At 70.3% G+C, this 13,230-nt stretch carries 11 protein-coding genes; 7 read left to right on the forward strand and 4 right to left on the reverse strand.

Translation table 11 applies throughout. The annotated features are described in order from the left end of the window. The 3 genes from CCL05_RS17075 to CCL05_RS17085 form a co-directional block, all read left to right on the forward strand. Positions 1-615: sensor histidine kinase (locus CCL05_RS17075; protein ID WP_244204306.1), on the forward strand; the 615-nt coding region annotated here is incomplete at its 5' end. Next, positions 612-1,295 carry a response regulator gene (locus tag CCL05_RS17080; RefSeq protein ID WP_086561373.1) on the forward strand — a complete coding sequence of 228 codons (684 nt, stop codon included), beginning with the start codon at positions 612-614 and terminating at the stop codon, positions 1,293-1,295. The genes CCL05_RS17075 and CCL05_RS17080, both read left to right, overlap by 4 nt. Positions 1,296-1,455: 160 nt before the next feature. Beyond that, on the forward strand, positions 1,456-4,575 hold the full coding sequence (locus CCL05_RS17085) for an efflux RND transporter permease subunit (RefSeq protein ID WP_086561374.1): 3,120 nt from the start codon (positions 1,456-1,458) through the stop codon (positions 4,573-4,575). 80 nt (positions 4,576-4,655) lie between these two features. Here CCL05_RS17085 and nadA read toward each other — a convergent pair whose 3' ends face one another. After that, the gene (nadA, locus tag CCL05_RS17090; protein WP_086561380.1) at positions 4,656-5,840 is read right to left on the reverse strand and encodes a quinolinate synthase NadA; all 1,185 of its coding nucleotides are present in this window, start codon (positions 5,838-5,840) and stop codon (positions 4,656-4,658) included. 281 nt (positions 5,841-6,121) lie between these two features. On the opposite strand from nadA, the gene CCL05_RS17095 reads away from it, so the two are divergent. Then, complete coding sequence (locus CCL05_RS17095) at positions 6,122-6,478, forward strand: HesB/IscA family protein (RefSeq protein WP_010037217.1); 357 nt, start codon at positions 6,122-6,124, stop codon at positions 6,476-6,478. A gap of 117 nt (positions 6,479-6,595) precedes the next feature. Here the strand turns inward: CCL05_RS17095 and CCL05_RS17100 are convergent, their stop codons facing one another. Both CCL05_RS17100 and CCL05_RS17105 read right to left on the reverse strand, forming a co-directional pair. After that, positions 6,596-8,416: a hypothetical protein gene (locus CCL05_RS17100; RefSeq protein WP_086561375.1), complete on the reverse strand. Its 1,821-nt coding sequence runs from the start codon at positions 8,414-8,416 to the stop codon at positions 6,596-6,598. 147 nt (positions 8,417-8,563) lie between these two features. Next, entirely contained in the window at positions 8,564-8,773 is a 210-nt protein-coding gene (locus CCL05_RS17105; RefSeq protein ID WP_086561376.1) for a hypothetical protein, read from the reverse strand. A 132-nt stretch (positions 8,774-8,905) separates the two neighbouring features. Here CCL05_RS17105 and CCL05_RS17110 point away from each other — a divergent pair, with 132 nt between their 5' ends. Beyond that, complete coding sequence (locus CCL05_RS17110) at positions 8,906-9,880, forward strand: carbohydrate kinase family protein (protein WP_086561377.1); 975 nt, start codon at positions 8,906-8,908, stop codon at positions 9,878-9,880. A gap of 66 nt (positions 9,881-9,946) precedes the next feature. Here CCL05_RS17110 and CCL05_RS17115 read toward each other — a convergent pair whose 3' ends face one another. Continuing rightward, a complete protein-coding gene (locus CCL05_RS17115) occupies positions 9,947-11,326 on the reverse strand; it encodes a cysteine desulfurase/sulfurtransferase TusA family protein (RefSeq protein WP_086561378.1) in 1,380 nt (459 codons plus the stop codon). A gap of 265 nt (positions 11,327-11,591) precedes the next feature. Here CCL05_RS17115 and ctaC point away from each other — a divergent pair, with 265 nt between their 5' ends. Further along, positions 11,592-12,557: an aa3-type cytochrome oxidase subunit II gene (gene ctaC / locus CCL05_RS17120; RefSeq protein ID WP_086561379.1), complete on the forward strand. Its 966-nt coding sequence runs from the start codon at positions 11,592-11,594 to the stop codon at positions 12,555-12,557. Next, positions 12,554-13,230, forward strand: a 677-nt coding sequence (locus CCL05_RS17125) for a cytochrome c oxidase subunit I (protein WP_208641553.1), incomplete at its 3' end; no start/stop codon positions are given. The genes ctaC and CCL05_RS17125, both read left to right, overlap by 4 nt.

The following is a 13,230-nucleotide window of genomic DNA, read 5'->3' on the forward strand; positions in this document are numbered from 1 at the left end:
CACGACGTCGTCGCCCACCACATCGCCCTGGTCAACGTCCAGGCCGGAGTCGCCGCGCACGTCATGGACAAGCGCCCCGACCAGGCCAAGGAGGCCCTCGCCCACGTCCGCGAGGCCAGCCGCTCCGCGCTCAACGAGCTCCGCGCCACCGTCGGCCTGCTCAGACAGTCCGGCGACCCCGAGGCCCCCACCGAACCCGCCCCCGGCCTGGACCGCCTCGACGAACTCACCGGCACCTTCCGCAACGCCGGCCTGCACATCGAGGTCGCCCGCGCCGACCAGGGCACCACCCTCCCCGCGGCCGTCGACCTGGCCGCCTACCGGATCATCCAGGAGGCCCTCACCAACGTGCAGAAGCACGCCGGGACACAGGCCAAGGCCGAGGTCAGCGTCGTACGGGTCGGACCGAACATCGAGATCACCGTCCTCGACGACGGCACCGGCGAGAACGAGACCCGGGACGACAACGGCGGCGGGCACGGGCTGCTCGGCATGCGCGAACGCGTCACCGCCCTGCGCGGCACCCTCACCACCGGTCCCCGCTACGGCGGCGGTTTCCGCGTCCATGCGATCCTGCCGGTCAAGAACCGCACACCCGGGGAGGACCCCGCATGACGATCCGTGTCCTGCTCGCCGACGACCAGGCGCTGCTCCGCAGCGCCTTTCGCGTACTCGTCGACTCCGAGCCCGACATGGAGGTGGTGGGTGAGGCGTCCGACGGCCTGGAGGCGGTGCGGATGACGAAGGAGCAGCGCGCCGACGTCGTCCTCATGGACATCCGGATGCCGGGCACCGACGGTTTGGCGGCGACCCGCATGATCAGTGCCGACCCCGACCTCGCCGGCGTCCGGGTGGTCATCCTGACGACGTTCGAGGTCGACGACTACGTCGTGCAGTCACTGCGCGCCGGTGCCTCCGGCTTCCTCGGCAAGGGCTCCGAGCCCGAGGAACTGCTGAACGCCATCCGGATCGCGGCCGGCGGCCAGGCCCTGTTGTCCCCGGCGGCCACCACCGGTCTGATCTCCCGCTTCCTCGCCCAGGAGGACCCGGCCGACGACGACCGCGACCCGGCCCGGGGCGAGCGGCTCGACTCGCTCACCGTCCGGGAGCGCGAGGTGCTGGTCCAGGTCGCGGGCGGCCACTCCAACGACGAGATCGCCGAGCGGCTGGAGGTCAGCCCGCTGACGGTGAAGACCCACGTCAACCGGGCCATGGCCAAGCTCGGCGCCCGGGACCGGGCCCAGCTCGTCGTCATCGCGTACGAATCCGGCCTGGTCCGTCCAAGGGTGGAGTGAGCTCTACCCGGGCGTACTGCGGCCGGAGTATGCGCCGCATAAGGAACGGGACCTGGGGCCTACGGATCGGGCCCCGCCGATGGCTCAGGGTGTAAGGGCGGGCGCTCATCTGCGCGCCCCCTGCCGCTTCTGCCGCTAAACAGAAGAGAGACCCTGACCCATGTCCTGGCTGTCGAGATTCAGCCTCGCGCAACGGGCCCTGATAGGGCTGATGTCGATCATCGCGCTCGTCTTCGGGGCGATCGCGATACCCCAGCTCAAGCAGCAGCTGCTGCCCACCATCGAACTGCCCATGGTGTCCGTGCTGGCGCCCTACCAGGGCGCGTCCCCGGACGTGGTCGAGAAGCAGGTCGTCGAGCCCATCGAGGACAGCCTCGAAGCCGTCGACGGCATCAGCGGCGTGACCTCCACCGCCACCGAGGGCAACGCCGTGATCATGGCGTCCTTCGACTACGGCAACGGCACCGAGCAGCTCGTCGCCGACGTCCAGCAGGCCGTCAACCGGGCCCGCGTCCAGCTCCCGGACGACGTGGACCCGCAGGTCGTCGCCGGTTCCACGGACGACATCCCGACCGTCGTCCTCGCCGTCACCTCGGGCCGGGACCAGCAGGCCCTGGCCGACCAGCTCGACAAGACCGTCGTGCCGGACCTGAAGAGCATCGACGGCGTCGGCCAGGTCACCGTCGACGGTGTACGGGACGTTCAGGTCTCCGTCACGCCCGACGAGGCGAAGCTCGCGAAGGCGGGCCTCACCTCGCAGTCCGTCGCCCAGGCGCTCCAGGCGGGCGGCGCGACCGTCCCGGCCGGCTCCTTCGACGAGGGCGGCGCCAACCGCACGGTCCAGGTCGGCGGCGGCTTCACCTCGCTGCGGCAGATCCAGGACCTGATGGTCACGGGCGAGCCCGGCAAGGGCGAGCCGGTGCGCCTCGGCGACGTCGCCACGGTGAAGCAGCAGGAGGCCCCGGCCGACTCCATCACCCGCACGGACGGCAAGCCCAGCCTCGCCGTCACCGTCACCATGGATCGCGACGGCAGCGCGGTCGCGATCTCCGACGCCGTCCAGGACAAGCTCCCCGACCTGCGCAAGGACCTCGGCTCCGGGGCGACCCTCACGGTCGTCAGCGACCAGGGCCCTGCCGTGTCGAAGTCCATCAAGGGCCTCACCACCGAGGGCGCGCTCGGACTGCTCTTCGCGGTCCTGGTGATCCTGGTCTTCCTGGCCTCGATCCGCTCGACCCTGGTGACCGCGGTGTCCATCCCGCTGTCCGTGGTCCTCGCCCTGATCGTGCTGTGGACCCGCGACCTGTCGCTGAACGTCCTCACGCTGGGCGCGCTGACCATCGCCATCGGCCGGGTCGTCGACGACTCGATCGTGGTCCTGGAGAACATCAAGCGGCACCTCGGCTACGGCGAGGAGCGCCACTCCGCCATCCTCAGCGCCGTGCGCGAGGTCGCGGGCGCGGTGACGTCCTCGACGCTCACCACCGTCGCGGTGTTCCTGCCGATCGGCCTGGTCGGCGGCATGGTGGGCGAGCTGTTCGGCTCCTTCAGCCTGACCGTCACGGCCGCGCTGCTGGCCTCCCTGCTCGTCTCCCTGACGGTCGTGCCGGTCCTGTCGTACTGGTTCCTGCGGCCCCCGAAGGGCACGCCCGAGGACGCGGACGAGGCCCGCCGGCTCGCCGAGGAGAAGGAGGCCAGGAGCCGCCTGCAGCGCATCTACGTCCCGGTCCTGCGCTTCGCGACCCGCCGCCGGCTCACCAGCGTGGCCCTCGCGATCGTCGTCCTGGTCGGCACGTTCGGCATGGCGCCGCTGCTGAAGACGAACTTCTTCGACCAGGGCGAGGTCGAGGTCCTCACCGTCAAGCAGGAGCTGAAGCCCGGCACCAGCCTGGAGGCGACGAACGCCCAGGCCAAGAAGGTCGAGCGGCTCCTCGACGGCACCAAGGGCGTGAAGGACTACCAGGTCACGGTCGGCTCGTCCGGCTTCATGGCGGCCTTCGGCGGCGGTACGGACACCAACCAGGCCTCGTACCAGGTGATGCTGGACGATTCGGCGTCGTACGAGGACGTCCAGGACAGCATCGAGAAGGGTCTGGCCGGGCTGAAGGGCATCGGTACGACCACCATCTCCGCCGGTGACGGCTTCGGCGCCCAGGACCTCAGCGTGGTCGTGAAGGCCGCCGACGCCGACGTCCTGCGCACGGCGTCCGAGGAGGTCCGCAAGACGGTCGCCTCGCTCGACGACGTCACGGACGTCTCCAGCGACCTGGCGACCAGCGTGCCCCGCATCTCGGTGAAGGCCAACGACAAGGCGGCCGCGGCCGGTTTCAACGACCAGACCCTCGGCGCCGCCGTCGCCCAGGCCGTTCGCGGTACCCCGGCCGCCAAGGCCGTCCTGGACGACACCGAGCGCGACGTCGTCATCCGCTCGGCCAAGCCCGCGACGACGCTGAAGCAGCTCCGCGACCTGCGCCTGGGCCCGGTGAAGCTCGGCGACATCGCGACGGTGAAGCTGGTCGACGGCCCGGTGTCGATGACCCGTATCGACGGCCAGCGCGCCGCCACCATCACCGCGAAGCCGACCGGCGACAACACGGGCGCGGTGAGCACCAAGCTCCAGTCGAAGATCAACGCGCTGAAGCTCCCCGACGGCGCCACCGCGTCGATCGGCGGTGTCTCCGAGGACCAGGACGAGGCGTTCGCCAACCTGGGCCTGGCGATGCTGGCGGCCATCGCGATCGTCTTCATGCTGCTGGTGGGCACCTTCCGGTCCCTGGTCCAGCCGCTGATCCTGCTCGTCTCCATCCCGTTCGCGGCCACCGGCGCGATCGGCCTGCTGGTGGCCACCGGCACGCCGATGGGTGTCCCCGCGATGATCGGCATGCTGATGCTGATCGGCATCGTGGTGACGAACGCGATCGTGCTGATCGACCTGATCAACCAGTACCGCAAGCAGGGCTACGGCGTCGTCGAAGCCGTGATCGAGGGCGGCCGGCACCGTCTGCGCCCGATCCTCATGACGGCCCTGGCGACGATCTTCGCCCTGCTCCCGATGGCCCTCGGCATCACCGGCGAGGGCGGCTTCATCGCCCAGCCGCTGGCCGTGGTCGTGATCGGCGGCCTGGTGACGTCGACCCTGCTGACCCTGCTGCTGGTGCCCACGCTGTACGCGATGCTCGAACTCCGCAAGGAGCGCCGGGCGAAGAAGCGGGCGGCGAAGAAGGGGCTTCCGGGCCAGCGCACGGAGTCGGCCGAGGAGCCGGAGCCGGCGCAGGTCTGACCCTCGTACGGCACGCAAGGCACCGACACACAAGGCCCCACCCGGACACCGGGTGGGGCCTTCGCCGTGCGGAACGGCCGTTACGGCAGCGCCAGCATCCGCTCCAGCGCCAGCTTCGCGAACGCCTCGGTCTCCTTGTCGACCTCGATGCGGTTGACCAGGTTGCCCTCGGCCAGCGACTCCAGGGTCCAGACCAGGTGGGGGAGGTCGATGCGGTTCATGGTCGAGCAGAAGCAGACCGTCTTGTCGAGGAAGACGATCTCCTTGCCCTCCGGCGCGAAACGGTTCGCCAGGCGGCGGACCAGGTTCAGTTCCGTGCCGATGGCCCACTTGGAGCCGGCCGGGGCGGCCTCCAGGGCCTTGATGATGTACTCCGTCGAGCCGACGTAGTCCGCCGCGGCCACGACCTCGTGCTTGCACTCGGGGTGGACCAGGACGTTCACGCCCGGGATGCGCTCGCGCACGTCGTTCACCGAGTCCAGGCTGAAGCGGCCGTGCACCGAGCAGTGGCCGCGCCACAGGATCATCTTCGCGGCGCGCAGCTCGTCGGCGGTCAGGCCGCCGTTCGGCTTGTGCGGGTTGTAGACGACGCAGTCCTCCAGGGACATGCCCATGTCCCGCACGGCCGTGTTCCGGCCCAGGTGCTGGTCGGGCAGGAAGAGCACCTTCTCACCCTGCTCGAAGGCCCAGTCCAGGGCCCGCTTGGCGTTCGAGGAGGTGCAGATGGTGCCGCCGTGCTTGCCCGTGAACGCCTTGATGTCGGCGGACGAGTTCATGTACGAGACGGGCACGACCTGCTCGGCTATGCCGGCCTCGGTCAGCACGTCCCAGCACTCGGCGACCTGCTCGGCCGTCGCCATGTCGGCCATCGAGCAGCCGGCGGCGAGGTCGGGCAGGACGACCTTCTGGTCGTCGGACGTCAGGATGTCCGCGGACTCCGCCATGAAGTGCACACCGCAGAACACGATGTACTCGGCCTCCGGACGCGCCGCCGCGTCCCGGGCCAGCTTGAAGGAGTCCCCCGTGACGTCGGCGAACTGGATGACCTCGTCGCGCTGGTAGTGGTGGCCGAGCACGAAGACCTTGTCCCCGAGCTTCTCCTTCGCCTTGCGGGCGCGCTCCACCAGGTCCGGGTCGGACGGCGAGGGCAGGTCGCCGGGACACTCCACGCCGCGCTCGCTCCTGGGGTCGGCCTCACGGCCGAGGAGCAGCAGGGCGAGGGGCGTCGGCTGTACGTCGAGCTCCTGGGTTTGGGCGGTGGTCACGACACGCACCCTTTCTGTTCCGCGACTTTTCGTCGAATTGACGCTATTTATCATAACCGCTTCACGTCACTTTGACGATGGCCATAGCGTCTGTGTGACGTGAATCCCGGTGAGTCGCCGTTCATTCCCGGGAAGGCCGGGAAAGAGCCGTTTTCCGGTTCCGGGCGCGTGTGCGAGCATGAAGAGGAGCCGAGATCGAGCGCCCGGCCCGGAATGAATCCGCGGCCCCGCCGGTTGCAACCGTCGGCAAGCAGTCTCCGTACAACCCGGGAGAGATGTAGATGTCCGTATCGGACGAGACCAGCACCGTCACCGACGGCATCATCCTGACCGACGCCGCCGCGTCCAAGGTCAAGGCGCTGCTCGACCAGGAAGGCCGCGACGACCTCGCGCTGCGCGTCGCCGTCCAGCCCGGCGGCTGCTCCGGCCTGCGCTACCAGCTCTTCTTCGACGAGCGTTCCCTCGACGGTGACGTGGAGAAGGACTTCGGCGGTGTGAAGGTCGTCACCGACCGTATGAGCGCCCCCTACCTGGGCGGTGCCACGATCGACTTCGTGGACACGATCGAGAAGCAGGGTTTCACGATCGACAACCCGAACGCGACGGGCTCCTGCGCCTGCGGCGACTCCTTCAGCTGAGCCCGCCGAGCAGCTGAGCCCGCCGAGCCGCTTCCCGCGGTCGCGGACATGACGAAGGCGGCGGCCCCCCTCCGAGGGGGACCGCCGCCTTCGCGCTGTGCCGTACTACGTGCCGTCCTACCGCGCCCGCGTCGGGGGAGCCGGCAGCCGCGCGCCCTCCTTGGCCAGCGGGACTCCCTTGCCGTCCGAGCCCACGACCGCACGGTCGCCGAGCGGCTCGTCCAGCTGCACGGTCTTCTGGAACTGCTTCGCGATCATGATGCAGATCTTGCCCCGCCACGGGGTCGAGGTCACCGTGACCTTCACCTCGTCCCCGTTCTCGCTCGCCTTCACGTCGTAGTCGGAGCACACTCCGCCCTCGAAGGTCACGGTCAGCTCCGAGCCCTCGGCCCGGTAGCCCTCCACCTTGACGTCACGAGGCTCGGGAGCCGCCGTCGGCTTGTCACTCGGCCCGCTCGGCGTCGAGGAGGTCAGGTACTTCGGGTCGACCGCCGGGTACGTCACCGTGAACGGGTCCTTCGCGCCCGGCGCCGTCACCTCGAACAGCCAGGACGGCACCAGCGCCTGCCGCCCGTCCACGAAGTGGGAGGCCAGCCCGAACACCGCGCTCTCCACCGTCGCCACGTCCTGCTCGGGAGCGCCGCTCGCCGACGACCCGCAGGGCTGCTCCAGCCGGTCCTTCAGCGGCACGGGGCTCGCACAGCCGCCGATGCCCATGCGGTGGTCCCCCGCCGGCCGCTTCTCCATCAGCTCCAGCGCCTTCGCGGCGCCGACCACGGGGTAGGTGTCCCCCTTCACCGGCGTCTTCAGCTGACCGCTGCCGCCGACGACCTCACCGTCCGAGCCGACCGTCACCCCGGTCGTCCAGCCGTGCGTCGGCAGTCCGCCGACCTCGGGAGCGGCGTTCACCACCCGCTGGGCGCCCATGACCTGGCTCGCGTCGCGCTTCGCGTCATCCTGACCCAACGCCTTCAGCACCGGCGCCGCGGCCTTCTCGGCTTCCGCCTCGCTCACCGGGCTGCCGCCGGACCGAGGAGCGGTGCAGGCGTCGGTGCCCTTGCAGTCGTCGGTGCCCGGGGCGTACCGGCTGAAGGTCCAGGCGCCCGGCGCCTGCTTGTTCACCTGGAGGCTCGGCCCCGAACCGTCCCGACCGGCCCCGACCTTCCAGGCCTCGCCCTGCGCCACCGGCGTCCCCTCGACCCCGAGGGCCTTCGCCAGCCGGGCCACGTCGTCCTTGGTGACCTGGCCCCGCGCCCGGTACACCGGGGCCTCGCCGGGACCGTCGGGCAGCGGGCCGTCGACCCGGTAGGTGGTGCCGTAGGGGTTCGGCTCACCGGGCGCGATGCCGTTGCCGCCCGGCGTCGATTCCGCGTACCCGTCGAGCGCGAGCGGCGGGGGAGTGCCGTCCCCACTGGGCGCGCCGGGCGTCGCACCGCCGCCGGAGCCGCCGGAGGCGTTGGCCGCGAGCCAGGCTCCGCCACCGCCGATCAGCAGCACGGCGGCGGCCACGGAGGCGATGATCGCGGGCGTCCGCGACCGCCCACTGCCCGGACGGACCAGGTGCTCTTCGTCGCGGGGCAGGTCGCTGTCGGGGGCGGGGGGTGTTTCCTCGTGGGCTTCCGGGGCCGGGCCGGTTTCCTCGGCGTCGGCACTGTGCGTGCCGGCTTCGTCGGTGCCGGTGTCCCGGCCCTCGGGCGCGTCACTCTTCTCGGCCGCGGTTTCCGGTGCGCTGGTCTCTTCGGCCTCGTCCGGCGTGTCGTCCGTCGTCTGCGCCTCAGCGGCCCGCGCGTCATCACCCGACGTCCCGGAAGCCTCGGTGGCCTCGGTTGCCTCAGCGGTGTCTGCCGAACCCCGCTCCTCGACCTCCGGGGTGTCGGCGGATCCGGCGCCGCCCGCTTCCCTGGCGTCGTCGTCGTTGTCGGGTCGCTCGGTGTTCACCGCATCGCTCCTTCGGCTGCACAGCTGTCCCATGGGACCCGGCCCGGGTCCGACACGGGCCGCTGTCGGGTCGTATCCCGCCTCCCCTTTACGGGGGACAGCGATGGGACGCAGCGGGGGAGCGCACGGTTCCCTTCAGTGCGCCGCTCAGTCCCCGTAGTCCGACATCGAGTCGAGCAGCCGCGCCGACGCCGGGGGTACGGTCACACCGTGGATCAGGGCCGGGGAGACCGGCCGGGAGGCGACCCGGTCGGGAACCGCCCAGTGGGGAGCCATCCGGGCGCCGTCGCCGGGCAGCGACGCCAGGTCGCCTTCGAGATCGACCGGAACGGGTACCTGGACCTTGAGGTTCGTCATATCCGCACCGTAGGCACGCCGGACCTCACGGAGAAAGATCTACTATCGGGTAGTTTCGATGCCTTCAGAGCGGCCCCGCCCACCCGATAGCGTGAAGCGTCAAGGTCCGCCTCCCTCAGGAGAGTCCACGCCGTGCGCATCGCAGTCACCGGCTCCATCGCCACCGACCACCTCATGACCTTCCCCGGCCGCTTCGCCGACCAGCTCGTAGCGGACCAGCTGCACACGGTCTCGCTGTCGTTCCTGGTCGACAAGCTCGACGTCCGCCGCGGCGGCGTCGCCGCGAACATCGCGTTCGGCATGGGACAGCTCGGCACCCGCCCGATCCTGGTCGGCGCCGCGGGCGCGGACTTCGACGAGTACCGGGCCTGGCTCGACCGGCACGGTGTCGACACCGACTCCGTCCGCATCTCCGACACGCTGCACACCGCCCGCTTCGTGTGCACCACCGACGCCGACCACAACCAGATCGGCTCCTTCTACACCGGCGCCATGAGCGAGGCCCGCCTCATCGAGCTGAAGACCGTCGCCGACCGTGTCGGCGGTCTCGACCTGGTCTCCATCGGCGCGGACGACCCGGAGGCCATGCTCCGCCACACCGAGGAGTGCCGCTCCCGGAACATCCCGTTCGCCGCCGACTTCTCCCAGCAGATCGCCCGGATGGACGGCGAGGAGATCCGCATCCTGCTGGACGGGGCGACGTACCTCTTCTCCAACGAGTACGAGAAGGGCCTCATCGAGTCCAAGACCGGCTGGACCGACGCGGAGATCCTCTCCAGGGTGGGCCACCGGGTGACCACCCTCGGCGCGAAGGGCGTGCGCATCGAGCGGGCCGGCGACGACCCGATCGAGGTCGGCACCCCGGACGAGGAGCGCAAGGCCGACCCGACCGGCGTCGGCGACGCCTTCCGCGCCGGGTTCCTCTCGGGGCTCGCCTGGGGCGTGTCCCTGGAGCGTGCCGCGCAGGTCGGCTGCATGCTGGCGACTCTCGTCATCGAGACGGTGGGGACGCAGGAGTACCAGCTGCGGCGCGGGCATTTCATGGAGCGGTTCACCAAGGCGTACGGGGATGAGGCCGCGGCGGAGGTGCAGGCGCACCTGGGCTGAGAGCCGGGCATTTCGTGTGCGGGTGCGTGGGGGCTGGTCGCGCAGTTCCCCGCGCCCCTGAGTTGGTCAGCTCACCCGGCGGACCAAGTACCCCGTCCCTCGGTCCGCCGGTTCCTCGCCCACGTACTCCTGGCCGCGCATCTCGCACCACGCCGGGATGTCCAAGCGAGCCGCCTCGTCATCCGACAGCACCCGGACCAGGCCGCCCACCGGTACGTCGTCGATGACCTTCGCCAGCTCGATCACGGGGATCGGGCAGCGCTTGCCGAGGGAGTCGACGACCAGGACGTCCTCCTCGCGGGCGGCCTGCGTGGCAACCGGCGCCCCCAGCTTCTCCCGCACCGCCGCCACGGCCCCGGGGAGGACGGTCAGGAACCGCTCGACCTCCTCCTCCGCCGTCCCCGCCGGCAGCGAAACCCGTACATTCCCCTCACTGAGTACGCCCATCGCCCGGAGCACATGGCTCGGCGTCAGCGTGCTGCTCGTGCAGGACGATCCGGACGAGACGGAGAAACCCTCCCGATCCAGCTCGTGCAGCAGGGCCTCCCCGTCGACATAGAGACAGGAGAAGGTGACGACGCCGGGCAGCCTGCGCACCGGGTCGCCGACCACCTCGACGTCCGGCACCGCCTGTGGCACCCGCACCCGGATCCGCTCCGTCAGCTCCCGCAGCCGCGGGGCCTCCTGGGCGGCCTCGGCCCGTACGGCCCGCAGCGACGCGGCCGCCGCCACGATCGCCGGGATGTTCTCAAAACCGGGTGCTCGCCCCGATTCCCGCTCGTCCACCGGCCCTTGCGGCGCGAATCGCACGCCCTTGCGGACGACGAGCAGTCCGACCCCCGACGGCCCGCCCCACTTGTGGGCGCTGGCCGTGAGCAGCGACCAGTCGCCCGCCACCGGCCCCCACCCGAGTGACTGTGCCGCGTCCACCAGCAGCGGCACGCCCGCCGCCCGGCACGCCTCGGCCACGGCCGCGACGGGCTGCTCCGTCCCCACCTCGTGGTTCGCGGACTGCAGACAGGCCAGCGCCGTGTCCGCGCGCAGGGCGGCCGCGTACGCCGAAGGCTCCACCAGCCCGGTGCGGTCCACCGCGATCTGCGTGACGGTCCCCCCGGCGGACTCGTGGAGCTCCGCCGCATGCAGGACCGAAGAGTGTTCGACCGCCGACACGATCAGGTGACGCCCGACCCGCCCCCGCCCGGACAGCGCCCCCGCAATCCCCGTGTGCACGGCACGCGTTCCGGACGAGGTGAAGACCAGTTCGTCCGGCCGGCACCCCACGGCCTCGGCGGCAGCCTCCCGGGCCGCGTCCAGCAGCATCCGGGCCCGGCGTCCCTCCCTGTACAGACGTGCCGGATCCGCCCACCCCTCGTCGAGCGAGGCCAGTAGCGCCTGCCGGGCGACGGGATGAAGCGGAGCAGCGGAAGCAGCATCGAAGTAGGCCACACTGCAACGCTAGAACGCCCACCAGGGAGACGTCCTCCAGGGGCGCGGGGAACTGCGCGAACGGCCACGACGAATGCCGCACCCGCCAATCAAGCGAACACCCCGACTCAGTAGGCACCCCTCCTCGAGAACCCCCGGAGGGCGTCGGCTAGGGTTTGGTCCGCATAAACATCCAAACCCCTGCCCGACGCAGGGCGGCGACCGACCAGCGAGAAGGCCAGGCCGCAGCCGATCCGCGCGGGCGAGACTCTCGGGAAGGCGCTACGTGAGTCCCAACGGCTCCGACCGCTCGCCGCGGCGCCCGATGCGGCGGAAGCTGCTGCAGGCACTGACCGCGGGCCTGGTCTTGGCGACAGCCACCGGTTGCTCGTACAACTGGGAAGACTTCCCCCGCCTTGGTATGCCCACCCCGACCACGGAAGAGGCTCCGCGGATCCTCTCCCTGTGGCAGGGGTCCTGGGCGGCTGCGCTCGCCGTTGGCGTGCTGGTGTGGGGTCTGATCCTGTGGAGTGCTTTCTTCCACCGGCGCAGCCGCACCAAGGTCGAGGTTCCTCCGCAGACCCGGTACAACATGCCCATCGAGGCGCTGTACACCGTGGTCCCGCTCATCATCGTCTCGGTGCTGTTCTACTTCACCGCCCGCGACGAGTCCGAGCTGCTCAGCCTCAAGAAGAAGCCCGACGTCACGGTCAACGTGGTCGGCTTCCAGTGGAGCTGGTGCTTCAACTACATCGAGCCGGTCGCCGGTTCCACCGGGGACGCCAAGAAGTCCCCGGACCTGAACGCGATCCCGGACCGGTTCAAGAAGGACTTCCCGGCAGGTGCCGGCGGCGTCTACGACTGCGGCACCCCCGGCACGCGGAACCCGCAGACCAACAACCCGGGTCCCACGCTCTGGCTGCCCAAGGGCAAGACCGTCCGCTTCGTCCTCACCTCGCGTGACGTCATCCACTCCTTCTGGGTGGTGCCGTTCCTGATGAAGCAGGACGTCATCCCGGGCCACACCAACGCCTTCGAGGTGACCCCCAACAAGGAGGGCACCTTCCTGGGCAAGTGCGCCGAGCTCTGCGGCGTCGACCACTCTCGGATGCTGTTCAACGTGAAGGTCGTCTCCCCCGAGCGCTACGAGCAGCACCTCAAGGACCTCGTGGACAAGCAGCAGACCGGTTACGTTCCCGCCGGCATCGCGCAGACGAGCCACGAGAAGAACCGGGAGACGAACAACCTGTGAGCATCCTCAACGAACCCCAGGGTGCCGCGGCAGCAGGGTCCCACTACGAGGACGAGCTGCCGGTCAGGCGCCAGAACCGCGGCAGCGTCGTGGTCAAGTGGCTGACGACGACGGACCACAAGACGATCGGCACGCTGTACCTGGCGACGTCGTTCGCGTTCTTCGTCATCGGCGGCGTGATGGCGCTGCTCATGCGCGCCGAGCTCGCCCGGCCCGGTCTGCAGATCATGTCGAACGAGCAGTTCAACCAGGCGTTCACGATGCACGGCACGATCATGCTGCTGATGTTCGCGACGCCGCTGTTCGCCGGCTTCGCGAACTGGATCATGCCGCTGCAGATCGGCGCGCCGGACGTGGCCTTCCCCCGGCTGAACATGTTCGCCTACTGGCTGTACCTGTTCGGCTCGCTCATCGCCGTGGGCGGCTTCCTGACGCCGCAGGGCGCGGCCGACTTCGGCTGGTTCGCCTACAGCCCGCTCTCGGACGCGATCCGCTCCCCGGGCATCGGCGCCGACATGTGGATCATGGGTCTGGCCTTCTCCGGCTTCGGCACCATCCTCGGCTCGGTCAACTTCATCACCACGATCATCTGCATGCGCGCCCCGGGCATGACCATGTTCCGCATGCCGATCTTCACCTGGAACGTGCTGCTGACCGGTGTGCTGGTCCTGCT

The sequence above is a fragment of the Streptomyces africanus genome, from assembly GCF_002150735.1.
GTDB classification, from domain to species: domain Bacteria; phylum Actinomycetota; class Actinomycetes; order Streptomycetales; family Streptomycetaceae; genus Streptomyces; species Streptomyces africanus.

What these genes read in the sequence shown, in the direction of transcription:
- CCL05_RS17085 (WP_086561374.1), top strand. Translation starts at nt 1,456, where the DNA reads ATGTCCTGGCTGTCGAGATTCAGCCTCGCGCAACGGGCCCTGATAGGG.
- CCL05_RS17080 (WP_086561373.1), top strand. Translation starts at nt 612, where the DNA reads ATGACGATCCGTGTCCTGCTCGCCGACGACCAGGCGCTGCTCCGCAGC.
- CCL05_RS17095 (WP_010037217.1), top strand. Translation starts at nt 6,122, where the DNA reads ATGTCCGTATCGGACGAGACCAGCACCGTCACCGACGGCATCATCCTG.
- CCL05_RS17105 (WP_086561376.1), bottom strand. Translation starts at nt 8,773, where the DNA reads ATGACGAACCTCAAGGTCCAGGTACCCGTTCCGGTCGATCTCGAAGGC.